The sequence below is a fragment of the Cellulomonas sp. Root485 genome (assembly GCF_001426705.1).
Lineage (GTDB): Bacteria > Actinomycetota > Actinomycetes > Actinomycetales > Cellulomonadaceae > Cellulomonas.
This window is the reverse complement of sequence record NZ_LMFC01000001.1, coordinates 1651804-1672037: the sequence shown is the minus strand read 5'-3', so window position 1 is coordinate 1672037 and position 20234 is coordinate 1651804. Positions and strand designations below refer to the sequence as shown.

Below are 20234 nucleotides of genomic sequence, written 5' to 3'. Positions count from 1 at the left end.
AGCTGGTCAGCAGGTCGCCAGACCGGAGCGCAGCCCGATCTGCGCCGACCAGCCCAGCACCTGCTCGGCCAGGTCCGACGACGCGGTGACGTGCCGGACGTCACCGATCCGGAACTCACCCGTGACGACCGGTGCAGGCCCGTCGAGAGCGTCCGCCAGCGCCTGCGCCAGTCCGCCCACCGTCGTCACGGCACCGGAGCCGACGTTCAGCGGGACGACGAGCCCGGGACCGGCGTCCGTCCTGGTGGCTGCGACCACAGCCTGGGCGACGTCGTCCACGTGCACGAAGTCCCGGCGCTGGGCGCCGTCCTCGAACACGCGCGGCGCCCGTCCCGCGGCGAGCGCGGACCGGAACAGGGAGGCCACCCCGGCGTACGGCGTGTCGCGGGGCATCCCCGGTCCGTAGACGTTGTGGAACCGCAGCGCGAACGCGCCACCGGAGGTCTCCCGTGCCCAGGCCCGAAGCAGGTGCTCGCCGTGCACCTTCGTCGCGGCGTAGACGTTGCGCGGGTCGAGAGGTGCGTCCTCGGTCACGACGGCGGGAGCCAGCACCGCGTCGCACCGCGGACAGCGGGGATCGAAGACACCCGCCTCGAGGTCCGCCGGCCGCCGGGGCCCGGGAGCGACGCGGCCGTGCTCGGGACAGTCGTACGCGCCCTCGCCGTACACCACCATCGAGCTGGCGAGCACGACGCGACCGACGCCGGCACGGCGTGCCGCGCGCAGGACGGTGGCCGTGCCCAGGTCGTTGGTGGAGACGTAGTCGACGATGTCGTCGAGGTCGACCCCGAGACCGACCTTCGCAGCCAGGTGCACGACCACGTCGGCGCCCCGGACCGCCGGGACCAGGGTGTCCTCGTCCCGCACGTCGCCCACCACCAGGCGCGCCCCCGGCGACGCCTCTCCCGCCCGGGGGGCCGGTCGCACCAGGTCGAGGACGGTCACGTCGTGGCCGTCCGCCACGAGCCGGTCGACGGTGGGTCGGCCGATGAAGCCGGCTCCGCCGGTGACGAGGATGCGCACCCGCCCAGCATGACCCGGGCTGCGAGGCCGGTGCATGACGGGAGCCTGACGGATCGCGTGGACCCCCGCTCGCGTCGAGACGGCCCGATACCGTCGATCGCATGGCAAGCAGCGCGTCGCCCGTCGGCATCATCGGTGGCTCCGGCCTCTACCGACTCCTCGACGACGCGGAGCAGGTGCCGGTGCGCACGCCGTTCGGCGAACCCAGCGACCCTCCGACGGTCGGCCGCCTCGGGAGCCGACAGGTCGTGTTCCTCCCACGCCACGGTGCGGACCACCGGTTCCCGCCGCACCGCGTGAACTACCGGGCCAACCTGTGGGCGTTGCGCGAGCTCGGGGTGCGGCGCGTCCTGGCCCCCTCCGCGGTGGGCGCTCTGCGTCCCGACCTCGCCCCGGGGACGCTGGTCGTCCCGGACCAGCTGATCGACCGCACCTGGGGGCGGCCGTCCACCTTCTACGACGACGTCGGGGTGGTCGTGCACGTCGGCCTCGCGGACCCCTACTGCCCCCAGGGCCGTCAGACCGCCACGGCGCTACCCGACCCGGCGATGCAGGTGGTCGACGGCGGCACGATGGTCGTCATCCAGGGCCCCCGCTTCTCGACGCGTGCCGAGTCACGGAGCAACGCCGCGGCCGGCGGCACGGTCGTGGGGATGACCGGCATGCCCGAGGCGGCGCTCGCCCGAGAGCTGGCCCTGTGCTACACCAGCCTCGCGGTCGTGACCGACGCCGACGCCGGGGTCGAGGCGTCCGGCGCTGTGTCGCACCAGGCAGTCCTCGCGGAGTTCGAGCGCAGCGTCGACCGGCTGCGGACACTTCTCAGCCGGCTCGTCGAGGCGCTGCCGCTGGACGACGAGTGCACCTGCCGGCACGCGCTCGACGGCCTGACGCTGCCCTTCGAGCTCCCCTGACCCCCTGAGGGCACCTCGATCGACGACCCTCGCGGCGATCAGGTCCAGGGTGACGTCCTCGGCGAACGCGTGCGCGCGCAGGAGGGCGAGGGGGTCGTCGGGATCGATGCCGAGCTGGGCGACGACCATGCCGGTCGCCTGATGCGCACGAGCCCTGTCGGACCAGCGGGAGAAGGAGGTCAGACCGTGCACCCGGCCAGTCCCTCGATGCTAGTTGGCCGGGCGGAGCCCGCCGTGAGAGTGACGGCAGTCCGGTCGCGTGCTCCGCGCCCGCGACATAACCTGCCTCCACGCACTTGCACCGGCCGATCCGGTCACTGATCGGCATGGCGTTCCTCGGGGTTCAGGGTGGAGCCTCGCCGCAGGGTCTCGCCCACGTGCCGAGCGTCGGAGGATCTTGTGACTACCTCAACGTTGATGACCGTCGGCCGGTTCAGCTACTCGCCGAGCGCACCGAGATGGTCCTGGTCGGACGAGATGTTCACGCTCCACGGGATGGAGCCCGGCGACGTGGTGCCCACGAGGCTCCTGTTCCTGAGCCACGTGCACCCGGAGGACCGCCCCACCGTCGAACAGCTGCTCGACTCCAGTCCCGGCACCGGCGTGGCCGGTGGCGAGTACCGGCTGGTGGACCTCAACGGCTGCACGCGCAACGTCATCATCGCTCTGACGCAGACCTCCGAGGCCGGCACGGTGTGGGGCTTCCTCGCCGACGACACCGCGCGGCTGCGACGAGCCGTCGCCGACGGGGTCAACGCCGAGCTGCAGCACGCGCTCGAGTCGCACGCCGTGATCGACCAGGCCAAGGGCGCGCTCATGCTCGTCTACGGCGTCGACGACCAGGCTGCCTTCCAGATGCTGCGGGCGGCGTCGCAGCAGCACAACATCCGACTTCGCACGCTGGCCCAGCGGTTCGTCGACGCGCTGCAGGCCGCCGGCGGGCTGGGCCAGCAGACGAGAGCAGCCATGGACGACCTCTTCATGGCACTCGTGACCGATGCACCGCTCCCGAGCACGCCCCGCGCTCGTCGGGACCCTCTGCAGCTGTCGTTCGACCACCGGGCGCCGATCCCGACCCTGAACGTGAGCGGACGGGTCGACCTGGCATCCATGGAGGAGTTCGGAGTGACGCTGAGCAGCCTCATCGCCGCCGGGCGCGGCCACGACGCCGTCATGGTGAGGCTCCGGGACGTCGACCGGATCGGCAGCGTCGCCAGGTCCGTGCTGGAAGCAGCCCGGCGACGCAGCAAGTCGCTCGGCGTCACGATGGGCTTCCGACTGGACCCGGAGGCAGAGCCGAGCTCGATCGAGCGGCCGGCCACCAAAGACCTGACAGGAGCTGCGCGGACCCGTCCCTGAGCCCCCTGGACGCGGGCCACGAGGTCCTTCTCGCAGCGCAGCCGACAGCGACTGCCCGGTGCCTCAGGTGCCCGGGACGGCGTCGGCGCCGCTGGACCGTCCCCTCACCGGGGACGCGGTCTCTGAGCCGGCGCACGTCATCACGTGGACCACGCCCTGGCCTGGGTCGCCGAGCGCGGCGACCGCGACGGGGACGGCTTCGTCGAGTACCAGCGCCTCCACGACGGCGGCTCTCGTCTGCCTCCGGACGGGACTCGCGCTAGGCCCGGCTCAGCGCACCCGCGTGCGGCCGACCACCCCCAGCTCACGAGGCACGCCGCCTTCTCAACGACGCGTTCAAACGACCGGGCGACCGCGGCCAGACCGTGCGAGCTTGCTGCACCGTTTCGGATGAGAATCCCGCTCGGCGGGACTTTGGTCCCTTCTGGAACCCGGACAAATGGCGGTAATTCTGGCCGCACAGGGAGAGTCCATCGGCGGCCCGCATGCCCGCTCGATCACCGATCCCGCGGGAGCGCGGGAAGCCGGGGAGTGCAACAGCGCCCTCGAAGGATGCGGGTTGGAAGGAATCTCATGTCAACGCAGCTGGTCCATGCCGGTCGAAGCCGGGGTCGGCTACCGGGCGGCTGGCGGGTGGCGTTCGCGTCGCTCACGTCCGCCCTCCTCATCGTGGCCGTGACCCTCACCCCAAGCGCAAGCGCGAGCGGTGCGGCGGGCGGCTCGACCGTCGTCCCCGCGGCGCTCCCGGCGAGCCCTACGGACTCCTCGACAGTCCCTCACTACTTCGGGCCGTGGCCGAACTGGGCGAACAGCCAGTTCACGCTCCCTGCTGCGACGGTCGAGATCACGGGCGACGGCACGGGCGCCACGGCGACCGCGACCGTGGACCCCGTCTCGGGCGGAGTCGCCACGATCGAGGTCACGGACCCCGGCAGTGGGTACACGACGGCACCCGTCGTCACGATCGTCGGCGGTGACGGCCTCGCGAAGGCCGACGCGACCATCTCGACCACAGGCTCGGTGACCAGCTACGTCGTGGACGACCCCGGCGCCGGTTACACCGGTTTCGCCGTGGCCGTCGACGGTGGCGCGACCGCGATCGCCTCGGGCAGCGTGGACGTCGTGACGATCGCGGACGGTGGTGCCGGTTACACGATGCCGACGGTCGAGTTCGACCTGCCGGCCATGCCCGACGGCACGCAGGCCAAGGGCCATGTGCCGATGATCGCCAACGGTGATGCCAGTGACGGGATGGATGCCAACGGGGTCATCACCGCCGTGGTCGTCGACGTGCCGGGCTCGGGTTACACGACCGCGCCTGGAGTCGCGATCCACAACGGCACGCTCTTCGACCCGATCTCCGGAGCGACTCCCGCGCAGGCCAGCGCGACGCTCTCCCTCACGGCGGTCACCCCGCTCGAGCTCGGCGCCGACTACGCCAGCGGCCCGGCGGTCACCGTGACCGACCCGGACGGCGCCGGATCCGGTGCGCTCGTGAGCGCGCGGACGTCGGTCGGCGCCGTCACGGGGATCAACGTGACCGACGTGGGCAGCGGCTACCTCACGGTCGGCATGCGCAAGTTCCAGGACGCGCTCCCGCTGCCGTGCGACCCTGCGGGCACGGGCTGCCCGTCCGACCCGGCGGCCAAGTTCCTGCCGGTCGCAGTCCCCGAGGCCAAGGCCTACGGCGCCCAGGAGGCCGACGAGTACGTCATCGGCCTCGTGCAGTACCGGTCGACCTTCAGCTCCGACCTGCCGCCCGCGCTCACACGCGGCTACGTGCAGCTCGAGACCGCCGCCAACGTCTCGGTCAGCCAGCACTTCCCGCTGGTCAACGAGCTGCTGGACGGCACCTCCGCACCGGCGGTCGATGCCGACGGCCAGCAGTACTTCGCCGTGACGAGTCCGCAGTACCTCGGTCCGATCATCGCGGCCACCAAGGACCGGCCGGTGCGGATCGTCTTCCGCAACCTGCTTCCTACAGGCTCGGACGGCGACCTGTTCCTGCCGACCGACAGCAGCCTGATGGGCTCGGGCATGGGCCCGATGACGATGGCCGACCCCGCCGACCAGGGCACGGTCGTCGACGCGGTGCGCAACCCGGACTGCTCGCAGTACCCCAAGCCCGAGGCCTGCTTCAGCGACAACCGCGCCACGCTCCACCTGCACGGTGGCACCACCCCGTGGATCAGCGACGGGACTCCGCACCAGTGGATCACTCCCGCCGGTGAGTCGACCGCGTGGCCGCAGGGCGTCAGTGTGAGCGAGGTTCCCGACATGGCCGAGGTCGGCTGCACCGCGGCCGACGACGGCTGCCAGACCTTCTACTACACCAACCAGCAGAGTGCGCGGCTGATGTTCTACCACGACCACGCGTGGGGCATCACTCGCCTCAACGTGTACGCCGGCGAGGCTGCGGGGTACATGATCAGCGACCCGACCGAGAAGGCTCTGGTCGACGCCGGGGTCATCCCCGGGGCCGGCGACACGGTCCCGCTCATCGTCCAGGACAAGACGTTCGTGCCCGCAGCCGAGCAGCTCGCGGCGCAGGACCCGACGTGGGACACCGACCGGTGGGGCACGAAGGGCAGCTTCTGGTACCACCACGTGTACATGCCTGCGCAGAACCCGGGTGACCCCTCGGGCATGAGTGCGTACGGCCGCTGGATGTACGGACCGTGGTTCTGGCCACCGGCCGAGGCCACGAAGTACGGCCCGATCGCGAACCCGTACTACGAGCCGACCTGCGACCTCGACGTGCCGTCGACGTGGCAGTACGACACGGACCCGTTCTGCGAGCCCGAGCTGATCCCCGGCACGCCGAACATCTCGGTGGGCATGGAGCAGTTCAACGACACGCCGCTGGTCAACGGCGTCGCCTACCCGACGGTCACGCTGGACCCGAAGACCTACCGGATGCGTGTCCTCAACGCGGCGAACGACCGGTTCTTCAACTTCCAGTGGTACGTGGCCGACCCGACCCAGGGTGACGGCACCACCGAGGTGGCGCTCGATCCGGCACTGCTCGCGGCTGCGCAGACCGACCCGGTGGTCTTCCCGACCCCGGTGGACGCGAACAACAGCGCCGCCGGTCCCGACTGGGTGCAGATCGCCAGCGAAGGCGGCTTCCTGCCGGCTCCCGCGGTGATCGACGGTCAGCAGCCGACCACGTGGATCACCGACCCGACGCGCTTCGACGTCGGGAACGTCGACAAGCACTCGCTGCTCCTCGCACCGGCCGAGCGTGCGGACGTCATCGTGGACTTCTCGAAGTTCGCGGGCAGCACGCTCATCCTGTACAACGACGCTCCTGCCGCCTTCCCGGCTCGGGTGCCGTCGTACGACTACTACACCGGCGCTCCTGACATGAGCCCGATCGGCGCCCCGGAGATCTTGCCGGGGTACGGGCCCAACACCCGCACGGTGATGCAGGTGAAGATCGCGGCGGTCGCTCCGGCTCCGGCATTCGACCTCGCCAGGCTGCAGGCGGCGTTCAAGCACAACGCCCAGGGCACCGGCGTGTTCGAGTCCGGCCAGCACCCGGTGATCGTCGGCCAGGCCGCCTACAACAGCGCGTACGGGTCGTCGTTCGCGGCGAGCAGCAACTGCAACGCCAAGGGCTCACCGCTGCAGAAGTGCGACGGCCTCGTCCGCATCAACGACACGACGGCGTTCGGGTTCAACACGCTGCGCGGCCAGGCGACGAAGTCGTCGGTCACGCTCCAGCCCAAGGCCATCCACGACGAGATGAACGCGACCACGTTCGACGAGTTCGGCCGCATGCAGGCCAACCTCGGCGTCGAGGCGCAGCCGCCGACACCCGGGGCGCAGAACGTCACGCTCTACCCGTTCGTCAACCCGGCGACCGAGATCATCGACGGCACCGGGCTCCCGAGCGCGGACGTGAAGGTGACGCCCGTGTCCTCGACGTCGGACGGGATGCAGATCTGGCGGTTCACGCACAACGGCGTCGACACCCACCCGATCCACTTCCACCTCTACGACGTGCAGGTACTCAACCGGGTGACGTGGGACAACATCATCATCCCGCCTGAACCGAACGAGCTGGGCTGGAAGGACACGGTCCGGATAGCGCCCCTCGAGGACACGATCGTCGCGCTGCGGCCGATCATCCCGAAGGTGCCGTTCGAGGTGCCCAACTCGGTGCGGACGCTCAACCCGATGATGCCGACGGGCTCCACCGCGATGTTCAACAACGTCGACGTCCAGGGCAACCCGACGACGCCGATCGAGAACAAGCTGGTGAACTTCGGGTGGGAGTACGTCTACCACTGCCACATCCTCAGCCACGAGGAGATGGACATGATGCGGCCGGTCAGCCTCGCGCTGCCGCCGATCGCACCGGACGCACCGACGTTCACCACCACCGGCAACGGGAACAACCGGCGCCTGGTGGCGACCTGGGCCGACAAGTCGATCACCGAGACCGACTTCCAGGTCCAGCGCAGCACGGACGGGACGACGTGGACGACGGTGAGCACCGTGCCGCAGCCGCTCGTGGGCAACACCCACGGCACGCGCACGGCCACCGACACGACGTCGTCGGCGACGGCGCCCGCGCTGTACCGGGTGGTCGCCCGCAACGCGGTCGGGTACGGCGGGCAGTTCCCGAGCCTGACCGTGCAGAGCGCGTCCGCGGCGGTGGCCGTGAACGCACCGGCGGCACCGACCGGGTTCTCGGCGACGCTGCAGGCGGGGCCACGGGTGGCCCTGGCGTGGAGCGACGCCGCGACCAACGAGACCGGCTACGTCGTGCAGCGCTCGACGAGCGGGGGAGCCTGGTCGCAGATCGCGGCGCTCCCGGCCGGGGCGAAGAGCTACTCGGACACCGCAGTCACGCTCGGGTCCGCGTACTCCTACCGGGTGGGAGCCGTGAACGTCGCGGGCACCGCCCTGAGCCCCACGGTCGATGTCACGGTCAGCGCGCCGGTAGCCCCGGCACCGTCCGCGACTGCGGCGCGCTCGACCACCAACCGTGAGCGGGTCACGGCGACCTGGCCGGACGTGTTGAACGAGACCGGCTACACCGTCCAGTGGAGCGCCGACGGCTCCACGGTCACGGGGTCGTCGACCCGAGCAGCGAACTCGACCAGCTACACCACAGGGAACCTGGCCATCCAGCCCTGGTACGTCCGAGTGGGTGCGACCAACGCGCTCGGCACGACCTGGTCCGGTTGGATCGCCGTCCCGGCGGCGCCCTGACGACGCCGACCGAATGACGCGGTGCGGCCGCACGAGCCACTCGTGCGGCCGCACCGCGTCGTGGGGGGCATCTGGGATCCGAATCCGTTCCACCTGCTCCTGCGTGAACCGGATACGGCGACGACCGCGAGACGCAGTCGCTCGGCACGAACACGGGACACCGGCTCTCGCGGCCACCGCCCAGACATACCGAGAAGTCCGGCCACATCCTCCAGGCCGCATGTCTCGTGTCGCTCAGGCTCTCCGTCTCGCGCATCACTCCTCCCTTCCTTGTCAGGACGAAGGCGGGTGTGCGTACTTTCCGTGCACGACGCGCCGCAGCGGAGGCGACCGACGCGGCGACGGGGAGTGAGCCCGAGAGTGTCGGCTCGGACCCTGACCTACCTTGCGCACGTGCAACACGGGTTCCATCACACGTCGTCGATGCCGCGTCTCTAGGGTTGGGGCGTGACCGGAGACCGAGAGTTCGCCACGGCCGGGGAGGCCGCCAACGATCCGCGCATCCTCATGTTCGGCCGGTTGCTCGGAGCTGCGAACCGGCTGGAGTTCCTCCTTGGCCGCGCGCTGGAGGAGGGGACGGGACTGAGCCACTCCTTGTTCGAGCTCCTGTTGGTGGTCGGGCGGGCAGGTCCGGGTGGCATCGCCGGCCGGGACATCGCTCAAGCCAGGGTCCTGACCTCCGGCGGAGCCACCCGGCTGGTCGATCGCGCGTCCGCACAGGGTCTGGTCAGGCGTCACGCGTCTCCGGACGATGGGCGCGTGCAGCTCATCGAGCTCACCCCCCGTGGCGAGGAGATCCTCGTTGCGGCGAGCGCCCTCCACGCGCGCAACATCGAGCGGTATCTCATCGATGTCCTGCCACCCGATCAGGCTGCGGTGTTTGCTGAGGCGATACGGACCCTGAGCAAGAACGCGGCGACTGCACTGCCCGTCATGCCGTGATCGGCGTCCTTGGCGGGAATAGCTGACTAGTCAGCCAATGTTGGAAGGGGCATGCGGCGCGACGCGCTGCTGGCCTCGGGGTCCACCGAGTGCCGACGAGGAAGGAACTGCCACCATGTCGCTCGGGTATGAGGTGTTCGATCTCGACTTCCCAGCGGGCTCGCCGAACAAGTCGGCGGTCCTGGTCACCGGTCCCAACGAGGCGCTGCTGGTCGATGCCGGCTTCACCCGCGCCGACGGTCACCGCCTGGCCGCGGCGGTCCTGGACTCCGGCAAGACCCTGACCACCGTCTTCGTCAGCCACGCCGACCCCGACTTCTACTTCGGACTCGAGGTCGTGGCCGACGCGTTCCCGGACGCCGTTCTCCTGGCCACCCCGATCGTCATCGAGCACATCCAGGCGTCGTTCGAGGGAAAGCTCAAGGCCTGGGCCACGCTGGGCGCCAACCTGCCCACTCGCCTGGTCCCGCTCACCCCGCTGGCCGCCGAGTCCCTCGAGGTCGACGGGCACCGGCTCCAGCTGCGCGGGGGATCGGCCCTCCTGCCGGACCGGCACTACCTCTGGAGCGCCGACGACCGCGCCATCCTCGGTGGTGTGCTCGTCTTCCAGCAGGAGCACGTCTGGACGGCCGACACCGCGAGCCAGCCGCAGCGCGCGGCATGGATCGACCTGCTCGACCAGATGCAGGCGCTCGACCCGCAGCTCGTCGTCCCCGGCCACCGGCTGCCCGGCACCGCGAACGACGCGAGCGCCCTGCACTACACGAAGACCTACCTGGAGGACTTCGAGCGGATCCTGGCCGAGGCCGCCGACGGCGCAGCGGCGACGGCTGCGTTGGTCGCCGCCTATCCGAGCTCCGGGATGCTGATCGCCGCCCAGCTCGGACCGAAGGTCGCGAAGGGGGAAATGACGTGGGGCTGACCGACACCACCGATCCGGTGAGCTCGACCTCGCCCCGCGACGTCGTGCGGAGGCAGTACCTCGCGTCCGCCGCCGGTGACCTCGACGCGCTGCGGGCGACGCTGGCCCCGGATGTCGAGTGGACCGAGATGGCAGGTTTCCCGCTGGCCGGCACGTATCGCACCCCGGACGGTGTCACCTCGCACGTCATGGAGCTGCTCGGGCGAGACTGGGACGCGTGGACGGCTCACGACGACACGTACGTCGTCGAGGGGGAGAACGTCGTCGTGCTCGCCCGGTACACCGCCACCCACCGGACCACCCACAAGGCGCTGAACGTGCGGGTCGCCCACCACTTCATCGTGCGCGGGGGTCTGATCGTGCGGTTCGAGCAGTTCGTCGACACCGCGTTGGTCGCCGAGGCCGCGCGTCCGGATGGGGCGTGACGCGCAACCTCGGCCGCGTCGGGAGGGGCGGTCGGAGCTCGGCGGCTCCGGTCGCTCCTCCGTCCCAACGCCCCGGCGCACAGGCGAGTTGCGGTCTTGAACTGCGGATCTACGGCACGAAGTGCCCCGAGTGGGATTCGAACCCACACTGGATCGGGTTTGAGCCGAACGCCTCTGCCGGTTGGGCTATCGGGGCCGTGCAGCAGGATAGCCCGGCGCGGCGATCATCTCGGCGCGCGCACGCGGCTCACGGTGAACGGCCCGGGCTGCTCACCGGCGGCGCGTTCCCCGAACTGGCTGTTCACGACGAGCAGCGACCGTCCGACGAGCGCGGCGGTCGTCGGGTCGTCGAACCCGGGGTCGGTGGTGCGGGAGATGACGGTGCCCGACGTGAGGTGATGATCGAGCGCGATCGTCACGATGTACCCGACGTCGCCCTGGCGCTCGACGGCGTAGAGGGTGCGGCCGGTCAGGACGAGCCCGTCGCCGGCCACCGTCACGCCCTCGACGGGGACGACGCTCCGGTCGCGCAGCCCCACCCGGTACAAGGTGGCGGTGTTCGACTGCGCGACGACCGCGTACCGGCCGTCGGGGGAGACGACGATGCCGTTGACGTTGAACCCGGTGGTGTAGGTCAGGGCGGTCCCGGTGAAGTCGACGAACGTCGACAGGGTCTCCACCGCGGTGGTGCGCCGGTCGGTCGAAGCGATCCGGTAGAGCGCGGGTCGCAGCGAGTCGGTGACGTACACGTCGCCTCGGGGGCTGATCGCGATGTCGTTGAGGAAGGTCGGAGCGCCGGTCTGCTCGACCTGCCACGACCCGGTCAGCTCGCCGGTGCGCACGTCGTAGGCGAAGACGCGACCGGTGCCCCCGCCGGCGACGAACAGGGTGCGGCCGTCGACCTTCATCCCGACGGCCGACGTGCGGCCGTCGGCGCCGCCGGGGAGGAAGGGGGTCGCGGTGGGGGAGTGCAGGTCGCCGCGGTAGATCGTCCCGTCGGTCGTGCTGCCGACGTAGAAGGTGTCGCCGCGCGCGGCGATGCCTTCCGGGAAGATGGCGGCCGCCGCAGTCCCCGCCGGGTCGAGCAGGTACTCCGTCGGCCTGTCGTGGGCGCTCGCCGGGGGTGCCGCGAACCCGAGCAGCAGGAGAGCGGCGAGGGCTGCGTACAGGGATCGTCGGCTGCGCATGGGACCTCCTCGGACATTCCGAACACCTCGAGGCTACGTCTGGCTGCCGAGGAGGGCACCGCGTGGGCTGCCTCACAGGGGCAACCACTGCGAAGCGAGCAGCACCGCCCACTACTCTGTGCACGTGAGCACCGACGCGAACCCCGAACCCACCGAGGCGGCCCCCGACGCCCTGGACCTGAGCACTCCCGCTCCGACGGGCGAGCCGGAGACCCCCGCACCGGGCCGCCCGGCACGCCGTGCCGTCGTCGCCGAGGACGAGGCGCTGATCCGCATGGACGTCGTCGAGACGCTGCGTGACGCGGGCTTCGACGTGGTCGGCGAGGCCGGCGACGGGGAGCAGGCCGTGCAGCTGGTCACGGACCTGAAGCCCGACGTCGTGGTCATGGACGTGAAGATGCCCGTCCTCGACGGCATCTCCGCGGCGGAGCGCATCGGCAAGCTGCACCTGGCTCCGGTGGTGCTGCTGACGGCGTTCTCCCAGAAGGAGCTCGTCGAGCGCGCGCGGGACGCCGGCGCGATGGCGTACGTGATCAAGCCGTTCAGCCCGGCGGACCTGCTGCCCGCCGTGGAGATCGCGATCTCCCGGTACGCGCAGATCTCTGCGCTGGAGTCGGAGGTCGCGGACCTGGCGGAGCGGTTCGAGACGCGCAAGCGGGTGGACCGGGCCAAGGGGCTGCTGATGACCAAGATGGGTCTGACGGAGCCGGAGTCGTTCCGGTGGATCCAGAAGACGTCGATGGACCGCCGGCTGACCATGCGCGAGGTGGCCGACGCGGTGATCGAGCAGGTGGGCGGCGCGTCGTCCTGACGCCCCATGACGGGCCGGCCCGAGCACGTGGGGCCGGCCTTCGTCGTGCCCGGACCCCCCGGTTTTGTCGGTCGCGCGTCCAGTTCGGTTGTTACTGGTTGGTCACAACTCGGCAACAACCCTCGCTGAGACATGTCGATTCACATCGCGGACACAAACAATGAGTACTTTCGCGCCACACCTGCAGGATCCCTACCGGGCTCCGCGGATCGCAGTACTTCACAGAGGGGTACCACGCATGATTCGTTCGACACACGCAGTTCGGGCCGCGGCCCTGGCCGGCGCAGCCGCGCTGGTCCTCGCCGCCTGCAGCTCCGGCGACAGCGGCGACGACGCGACAGACGGCGCCAGCGCCGACTCGGGCAGCCCGCTGATCGTCGGCACCCTGCTCCCGCAGACCGGTTCGCTCGCTCAGCTCGGCCCGCCCGAGATCGCCGGCGTCGACCTGGCCGTCAAGGACATCAACGAGGCGGGCGGCGTCCTGGGCTCCGACATCGAGGTCGTCCACACGGACTCCTCCGACGCCGAGCACGCCGAGGTCGCCACCCAGTCGGTGCAGGACCTCATCAGCCAGGACGTCTCGGTCATCGTCGGTGCGGCATCGTCCTCGGTGACCCGCAACGTGATCGACGACATCACGGGCGCGAAGATCGTCCAGATCTCCCCGGCCAACACGGCCACCGACCTCTCGGGCTACAGCGACTTCTACTTCCGGACGGCCCCGCCGGACACGGTCCAGGGCTCGGCGCTCGCCAACCTCATCCTGGGTGACGGCGCGGTGAACCCCGGCGTCATCGTCTTCAACGACGACTACGGCACCTCGCTGCGCAACGTCGTCGAGGAGGTCGTCACCGACCAGGGAGCGACCCTCGCGTACGGCACGGAGGGCCAGGAGTTCGACCCGAACGAGACGAACTTCAACACGATCGTCAGCGGTGCGCTCGCGACCAACCCGGACGCGATCGCGATCATCGCGTTCACCACGCAGACGCCGCTGATCGTCTCGGAGCTCGCCGCGCAGGGCTACGACATGTCGAAGGTCTACTTCGTCGACGGCAACCTCACGCAGTTCGGTGAGGAGTTCCAGGCCGGCCTCCTCGAGGGTGCGCAGGGCACGCTGCCCGGCGCCTTCCCGAGCGACGAGTTCCAGGCCCGCCTCCTCGAGGTGAACGACGGGCTGACGGACTTCTCCTACGCGGCGGAGTCCTACGACGCGACGATCCTCGCGGCCCTCGCGGCCGTGAAGGGTGGCGCGACGGACGGCGAGACCATCCAGGCCAACATGGCTGCGGTCTCCGGTGCCGACGGCGGCGAGAAGTGCTCGACGTACGCCGACTGCCTCGAGCTGCTCGACGCAGGCGACGACATCGACTACGAGGCGCAGTCGGGTGCGGGTCCGTTCAACGCGGACAACGACCCGTCGTCCGCGTACATCGGTGTCTACGTCTTCGGCGCTGACAACAAGTACACGTTCGCGAAGTCGGAGTTCGGCGAGGTCGGCTGACCCCGTCGCAACGATGGACCGGGGGCCGGTGCGGAGCGATCCGCGCCGGCCTCCGGCGTGTCCGGCCTTCTGAGGCCCTCTCAGTACGAGATGTCGACGACGAGCGCCCGATGGTCGGACAGGCCCGTGTCGACGGCGCGAGCGGCCCCCAGAGGCTCCACGCGGCCGTCCGCGAGGATGTGGTCCAGCTGCCGCAGCGGGTGCGCCACGGGGAACGTTGCGGCCGTCGCGAGCGCGCGCATCCCGGACACGCGGGCCGGGCGGTCGCCGCCGATGTTGAGGTCGCCCATGAGGACGAGCGGTCGGGGGAGCGTCGCGACGTGCCCGACCAGCGTGCGCAGCTGGCGGGTGCTCCAGCCCGGGATGAACGTCAGGTGCGTGGCGACCACCGTCAGGTCGCCCTGCGGTCCCTGGATGACCGCGGCGAGGGCTGCGCGGGGCTCGTCGCTGACCAGCGCGGGCCAGCGGCTGCCCGGCCACAGCACCGGGGCCCGGCGAGGCAGCACCGGGAGGTTCAGCAGCCGCCACTCGCGGACGGGATGACGGCTCAGCAGAGCGATCCCGTAGGAGGCCGTCGCGGGCTGGTGGTCCCCCGTCGCGGCGGTCCAGAGCCCGGGTTCACCGTGCAGCACGGCCGCGAACCGGTGCTCCGGGGCGCCCATCGCCTCGGCGGCCAGGACGGTCAGGTCGGCGCCGTGCGACCGCGGCTGGTCGCGGTCCACCTCCTGCAGCGCGAGCACGTCGGCGTCGAGGTCGCGGACGGCGCCGGCGAACCGGTCGAGGTCCACGTGCCCGTCGGTGAGCGAGCGCGCGTGCAGGATGTTGAAGGTGGCGAGGCGCATCCCGTCGATTGTGGCTGCCGACCTGCGAGCCCGCCCGTCGACGTGTAGACACTGGACCCATGACGCAGCAGGGCGCCCTCGCCGATCCCCCCGACGACCGCACCGCGCTCCAGGACGGCCTTCGGCTCACGGCCGTGGCCCTGACGAACGCGGAGATCCCGTTCGCGCTCGTCGGCGGCTACGCCTCGTGGGCGCGAGGCGCTCCGGAGCCGAGCCACGACGCGGACTTCGCCGTCACCGAGAAGGACGTCCAGCGGGCCAAGGAGGCCATCGCGGCGGCGGGTCTGGTGGTCGAGCAGCCTGCCGAGAACTGGCTGTTCAAGGCGTTCCACCACGGGCAGCTGGTCGACGTGCTGTTCCGGATGGTCGGCGAGCCCGTCACCGAGGAGCTCCTCGCTCGGGCCGACCAGCTCGAGGTGCTCGCGGTGCGCATGCCGGTGCTGGCCGCGACAGACATCGTCTCGGCCAAGATGCGGGTGCTGGGGGAGCACGCCTGCGACTTCGGTCGTCTCCTGGCGATCGTGCGCGCGCTGCGGGAGCAGATCGACTGGGACGTCATCCGTCACGACGTTCGGGACCACCCGTACGCCAAGGCGTTCCTGTACCTGGCGGACGAGCTGGGCATCACCGACGTCCAGCGCGCGGCCGACGTGGACGTCGAACCCGGTCGGGCCGCAGCACCGACCGGGTCCGACGCAGGCTAGGACTTCTCGGCGGGCGGGATCAGCGGCGCGTGGGTCGCGGCCGCCTCGACGTCCGTGGCGAGCGTGCCCAGGTAGAGCTCGATCACCTTGGGGTCGTGCATGAGCTGCCTGCCCGGGCCCGAGTAGGCGTTGCGGCCCTGGTCGAGCACGTAGCCGCGGTCGCAGATCTGCAGGGCGCGGCGCGCGTTCTGCTCCACGATCACGACGGACACGCCGGCCTTGTTGATCTTGCGCGTCCGCAGGAAGGTCTCGTCCTGCTTCACCGGCGACAGTCCCGCCGAGGGCTCGTCGAGCAGCAGCACGGACGGCTCCATCATGAGCGCCCGGGCCATCGCGACCATCTGCCGCTCACCACCGGACAGCGAGCCTGCGCGCTGGCGTCGGCGTTCCCCGAGCGTCGGGAACAGTTCCGCGACGAACGCGAACCGCTCGGCGAACTTCCTCGGCGCCTGGAACGCGCCCATCTGCAGGTTCTCCTCGATGGTCAGCGAGGGGAACACGTTGTTGTTCTGCGGGACGAAGCCCACGCCGCGCTGCACCAGGTGGTCCGCACGCAGGTTGGTGATGTCCTCGCCGCCCAGCGTCACCGAGCCGGAACGGACGTTGACCAGACCGAAGAGGGCCTTGAGCAGCGTCGACTTGCCGGCGCCGTTGGGCCCGATGATCCCGATGAGCTCACCGGGGTGCAGGACGAGGTCGCAGCCGTTGAGGATGTTCACCCCGGGTAGGTAGCCGGCCACCAGGTCGGTCGCGGCGAGCAGGGGCTCGCCGGTCGGGGCGCCGCGGTGCAGGCCCGCCCGGTCGCCGAGAGCCACCGAGGTCGTCCCCGGGGGAGTGCCGTGGTCGTCGCGGGTGACCGCGTCCATCGCCTCGTCGCTCATCGTGCCTCCTCGTCCTCGGTGCGCAGCTGCTCGAGCACGGCGTCGTCCAGCAGGGCGTCGTCGCCGAGGTCGGTGTCGTGGTGCGCACCGAGGTACGCGTCGATCACCGCGGGGTTGTTCATCACCGAGTCGGGCGGCCCCTCGGCCACGATCCGACCCTCCGTCATGACGACCACCCAGTCCGAGATGTGCCGGACCATGTGCATGTCGTGCTCGACGAACAGCACGGTCATGCCGTCGTCGCGCAGGGCCTGGATGTGCCCGAGGAGCGACTGGGTCAGCGCGGGGTTCACCCCGGCCATCGGCTCGTCGAGCATGATCATCTGCGGCTTGGCCATGAGCGCGCGGGCCATCTCGAGCAGCTTGCGCTGACCACCGGACAGGCTGCCCGCGAAGTCGTCGCGCTTGGTGTCGAGCTTGAAGCGCGCGAGGAGCTCCTCGGCCTGCTCGGTGATCGCCTTCTCCCGCGGGCGCCACACCGCGGGCACGAGAGCGGCGAACAGGTTCTCGCCGGGCTGTGCCGTGGCGCCGAGCCGCATGTTCTCCATCACGGTCATGCGGTTGAGCGCCTTGGTGAGCTGGAACGTGCGGACCATCCCGGCGCGCGCCACCCGGGCGGCAGCGACACCGCCGAGCGACCGGCCGTCGAAGGTCCACTTCCCGCTGTTGGGCTTGTCGAACCCGGTCAGCAGGTTGAAGAACGTCGTCTTGCCGGCGCCGTTGGGCCCGATGAGGGCCGTGATGGCACCGCGTTGCACCTCGACGTGGTCGACGTCGACGGCGTTGACGCCACCGAACATCCGGCGGACGTCGTCGGCGATGAGCACCGGGTCGGGCTTGGGCGCGCCGGGGACGTGCGGGACGTCCCGGAGGGCGGCGGCGACGGCCGCGCGGGCGTCGGTGGCGGCGGGCGAGGGCTCAGTGGGCATTGATCGCCAGCTCCTTCTTGTCGCCGAGGATGCCTTGTGGTCGGAAGATGATCAGCAGCATCAGGGCGACTCCCACGATGATCCAACCGAACTGCTCGATCTGCTCGCTGCGCAGGAACGTGGTGGGGACGACGTCGCGCAGGGTGAGCTTCACCAGGGCGAGGACCGCCCAGAAGATGATCGAGCCGAGCACCGGGCCGAACACGGTCGCCGCCCCGCCGAGCAGCAGGATCGTCCAGATGAAGAACGTCATGGATCGGCCCATGGAGTCGGGTTGGACGGCTCGTGGCAGCACGTAGAGGATGCCGGCCAGGGAGCCGATGACGCCGCCGAGCACGAGCGCCTGCATCTTGTAGCTGTAGACGTTCTTGCCGAGCGAGCGCACGGCGTCCTCGTCCTCGCGGATGCCCTTGAGCACACGGCCCCAGGGGCTGCGGATGAGGAGCCAGACGAGCCAGCATGCGAGACCGACCACGACCCAGCCGACGATCCTGATCCACCAGCTGTTCGACGCGTTCACGGCGTACTCGAACGGCCCGAGCGCCCACGTCCCGTCGTCGAACGGCGACGCGTCCTGGAAGGTGTCCTTGTACTGGTTGCCGCGCAGACCGCTCGAGGCGCCGGTGAGCTCCGTCAGGGCGGTCGACCGGCCCACGAGCCGGACGATCTCCGCGGCGGCGATCGTGACGATCGCCAGGTAGTCCCCGCGCAGCTTCAGGGTGGGGATGCCGAGGATGAGCGCGAAGATGGTCGCCGCCGCGATGGCGATGAGCACTGCGGCCCACAGCGGCCAGCCGGCGATGGTCGCGATGGCGAAGCCGTAGGCGCCGAGCAGCATGAAGCCGGCCTGGCCCATGTTGAGCAGCCCGGTGAGCCCGAAGTGGATGTTGAGCCCGACCGCGGCGAGCGCGTAGGCGGCGGTCGTCGGGGCGAAGAACTCGCCCGCGACGTTGGTGAGGATGCGTGTCCAGTCCATGAGTGGTCTCCGTTATCCGACGCGCGTCGCTCGGCCGAGGATGCCCTGCGGTCGTACCAGCAGGACGAGGATGAGGATCACGAGCGCGGACGCGTACCGCATGTCCGTCGGGATCCAGAGGCTCGACAGCTCGACCACGAGGCCGATGACGATCGAGCCGGCGAGCGCCCCGAACGCGGCCCCGAGGCCACCGAGCGTCACCGCAGCGAACATCAGCAGCAGGAGCGCGCCGCCCGAGTACCAGGACGTGGCGCCGAAGTAGAGGCCGATGAGGACACCGCCGAGCGCGGCCAGGCCGGCCCCGAGCGTCCAGACGATCCGGATCATGCCGTTCACCGAGATGCCCGACGCCGCGGCCAGTGCGGGGTTGTCGGCGACCGCGCGGGTCGCGCGTCCCGCCCGCGTGCCGAGCAGGAAGTAGGCGACCCCGCCGAGCACGATGGCCGCGATCGCCAGCGACCACAGCGTCGTCGTGGTGATCCGGACCGGGCCGATGGACACCGAGGTCGGGGTGTCCGTGACGATGCGCAGCGGACCGGCTCCGAAGAAGAACTGGAACACGTACGAGATGGCCATCGACAGGCCGATCGTCACGATCATCTGCTGGATCATCCCGACCCCGCGTCGCCGCAGCGGCTTCCACAGGCCCGCGTCCTGCAACCACCCGGTCGCCGCGCCGAGCGCGACCGCGATGATGGCCGACGGGATCAGCGGCAGCCCGACGAGCTGCGTGCCGACGTACGCGAGGATGCCGCCGAGGGACACCTGCTCACCGTGCGCGAAGTTGCTCAGCCCGGTCGTGCCGTAGATCAGGGAGAGCCCGACGCTCGCCAGGGCGAGGAGCGTGCCGAACACCAGGCCGTTGACGGTGAGCTGGGCCACGCGAGCGGCGGTCACGCCGGACCCGGTCGACCCGGGTGTCGTGGGAACCGCGGCCGCGCCGCCGTCGGTGCCGGTCGTCGGCGAGTCGCTGGGCTCGTCGCCCGTGTCGCCGCCTCCGCCGCCTGCGGCGGGAGCGCCGAGCGGGAACAGCGCAGCAGCCGACGCGCCCAGCCCCACAGCGACGGTGCGGGGGTTGTTGGCGGGGTCGCGCAGGGCCTCGCCCGCGGGGATCGTCGCGACGTCGAGCGTGACCTCGTACTCGCCCGGCTCGGTGACGGCGACCGACCAGCGGCCGGTCGCGTCGCTCGTGGCGGTGAGCTCTCCCTGCGGGCCGACGACGTTCAGGACGGCGCCCACGACGGGTTCTCCGGCCTCCGTGCGCAGGGTTCCGACGATGCACCCCGTCGCCGCGTCCGCGACGCACGCCGCCGTCGCGGATGCCACGGGTCCCTGCGCGCGCGCCGGTGTGGCGACGAGCAGCAGGGTCACCGACGTGAGGGCGAGCAGGAGCAGGGCGGCGATGCGTCGGGCAAGTGGCGGCGTGGTGGTGCCGCCGGGGTCCAGGACGGCTGATCGCACCTGGGACCTCCGTCCGTCTGTTCGGGTGTGGCGGTGTCGTACGCAGCGGCGTCGTTGCCGCACACGTCCGACGTCTGCCGGGTGGCAGGACGATAGGCAGGGATTGTGTCGCGTTCATTTCGTGAACGCGAGGC

The 20234-nt window shown here is 70.7% G+C and carries 16 protein-coding genes and 1 tRNA gene; 9 read left to right on the top strand and 8 right to left on the bottom strand.

Translation table 11 applies throughout. The features are described from left to right. Window positions 1-6: 6 nt before the first annotated feature. The gene (locus ASD16_RS07610; RefSeq protein ID WP_055914933.1) at window positions 7-1023 is read right to left on the bottom strand and encodes an NAD(P)-dependent oxidoreductase; all 1017 of its coding nucleotides are present in this window, start codon (window positions 1021-1023) and stop codon (window positions 7-9) included. Between the two features lie 101 nt (window positions 1024-1124). Here ASD16_RS07610 and ASD16_RS07605 point away from each other — a divergent pair, with 101 nt between their 5' ends. The 6 genes from ASD16_RS07605 to ASD16_RS07580 all read left to right on the top strand — a co-directional run bounded on the left by ASD16_RS07605 (window position 1125) and on the right by ASD16_RS07580 (window position 10805). Next, a complete protein-coding gene (locus tag ASD16_RS07605) occupies window positions 1125-1934 on the top strand; it encodes an S-methyl-5'-thioadenosine phosphorylase (protein WP_055914930.1) in 810 nt (269 codons plus the stop codon). Window positions 1935-2351: 417 nt separating this feature from the next. Further along, window positions 2352-3293 carry an ANTAR domain-containing protein gene (locus ASD16_RS07600; RefSeq protein ID WP_055914927.1) on the top strand — a complete coding sequence of 314 codons (942 nt, stop codon included), beginning with the start codon at window positions 2352-2354 and terminating at the stop codon, window positions 3291-3293. Window positions 3294-3968: 675 nt separating this feature from the next. Continuing rightward, entirely contained in the window at window positions 3969-8516 is a 4548-nt protein-coding gene (locus ASD16_RS07595; protein WP_235523150.1) for a multicopper oxidase domain-containing protein, read from the top strand. 447 nt (window positions 8517-8963) lie between these two features. Further along, window positions 8964-9458 (top strand): MarR family winged helix-turn-helix transcriptional regulator, encoded by a 495-nt coding sequence (locus ASD16_RS07590; protein WP_200942877.1) that lies wholly within the window; start codon window positions 8964-8966, stop codon window positions 9456-9458. 115 nt (window positions 9459-9573) lie between these two features. After that, window positions 9574-10380 carry an MBL fold metallo-hydrolase gene (locus tag ASD16_RS07585; protein WP_055914920.1) on the top strand — a complete coding sequence of 269 codons (807 nt, stop codon included), beginning with the start codon at window positions 9574-9576 and terminating at the stop codon, window positions 10378-10380. After that, on the top strand, window positions 10371-10805 hold the full coding sequence (locus ASD16_RS07580) for a nuclear transport factor 2 family protein (protein WP_055914917.1): 435 nt from the start codon (window positions 10371-10373) through the stop codon (window positions 10803-10805). Before ASD16_RS07585 ends, ASD16_RS07580 begins: the two co-directional genes overlap by 10 nt. Before the next feature lie 122 nt (window positions 10806-10927). Here ASD16_RS07580 and ASD16_RS07575 read toward each other — a convergent pair. Beyond that, window positions 10928-11001, bottom strand: a tRNA-Leu gene (locus tag ASD16_RS07575). A gap of 28 nt (window positions 11002-11029) precedes the next feature. Further along, on the bottom strand, window positions 11030-11992 hold the full coding sequence (locus tag ASD16_RS07570) for an SMP-30/gluconolactonase/LRE family protein (RefSeq protein WP_055914915.1): 963 nt from the start codon (window positions 11990-11992) through the stop codon (window positions 11030-11032). Window positions 11993-12110: 118 nt separating this feature from the next. Here ASD16_RS07570 and ASD16_RS07565 point away from each other — a divergent pair, with 118 nt between their 5' ends. Together ASD16_RS07565 and ASD16_RS07560 are read left to right on the top strand one after the other, a co-directional pair. Further along, window positions 12111-12803: an ANTAR domain-containing response regulator gene (locus tag ASD16_RS07565; protein ID WP_369817932.1), complete on the top strand. Its 693-nt coding sequence runs from the start codon at window positions 12111-12113 to the stop codon at window positions 12801-12803. A gap of 238 nt (window positions 12804-13041) precedes the next feature. Further along, window positions 13042-14307: an ABC transporter substrate-binding protein gene (locus tag ASD16_RS07560; RefSeq protein WP_055914912.1), complete on the top strand. Its 1266-nt coding sequence runs from the start codon at window positions 13042-13044 to the stop codon at window positions 14305-14307. An 80-nt stretch (window positions 14308-14387) separates the two neighbouring features. Here ASD16_RS07560 and ASD16_RS07555 read toward each other — a convergent pair whose 3' ends face one another. Continuing rightward, on the bottom strand, window positions 14388-15149 hold the full coding sequence (locus tag ASD16_RS07555; protein WP_055914909.1) for an endonuclease/exonuclease/phosphatase family protein: 762 nt from the start codon (window positions 15147-15149) through the stop codon (window positions 14388-14390). Between the two features lie 59 nt (window positions 15150-15208). Here ASD16_RS07555 and ASD16_RS07550 point away from each other — a divergent pair, with 59 nt between their 5' ends. After that, on the top strand, window positions 15209-15853 hold the full coding sequence (locus ASD16_RS07550; protein ID WP_055914906.1) for a nucleotidyltransferase family protein: 645 nt from the start codon (window positions 15209-15211) through the stop codon (window positions 15851-15853). On the opposite strand, the gene ASD16_RS07545 is transcribed toward ASD16_RS07550, so the two are convergent. Genes ASD16_RS07545 through ASD16_RS07530 form a run of 4 tightly spaced genes read right to left on the bottom strand, consistent with a single transcriptional unit; the run spans window position 15850 to window position 20100 of the window. Further along, window positions 15850-16734, bottom strand: coding sequence for an ABC transporter ATP-binding protein (locus ASD16_RS07545; protein WP_082570642.1), 885 nt, complete (start codon window positions 16732-16734; stop codon window positions 15850-15852). The two genes, ASD16_RS07550 and ASD16_RS07545, sit on opposite strands and share 4 nt — an antisense overlap. After that, window positions 16731-17663, bottom strand: a complete 933-nt coding sequence (locus tag ASD16_RS07540) for an ABC transporter ATP-binding protein (RefSeq protein ID WP_055914903.1) — start codon at window positions 17661-17663, stop codon at window positions 16731-16733. The genes ASD16_RS07545 and ASD16_RS07540 overlap by 4 nt, the downstream gene beginning before the upstream one ends. After that, the gene (locus tag ASD16_RS07535) at window positions 17653-18639 is read right to left on the bottom strand and encodes a branched-chain amino acid ABC transporter permease (RefSeq protein WP_055914900.1); all 987 of its coding nucleotides are present in this window, start codon (window positions 18637-18639) and stop codon (window positions 17653-17655) included. Before ASD16_RS07535 ends, ASD16_RS07540 begins: the two co-directional genes overlap by 11 nt. A gap of 12 nt (window positions 18640-18651) precedes the next feature. After that, window positions 18652-20100 (bottom strand): branched-chain amino acid ABC transporter permease, encoded by a 1449-nt coding sequence (locus tag ASD16_RS07530; RefSeq protein ID WP_055914897.1) that lies wholly within the window; start codon window positions 20098-20100, stop codon window positions 18652-18654. Between the last annotated feature and the right edge of the window lie 134 nt (window positions 20101-20234).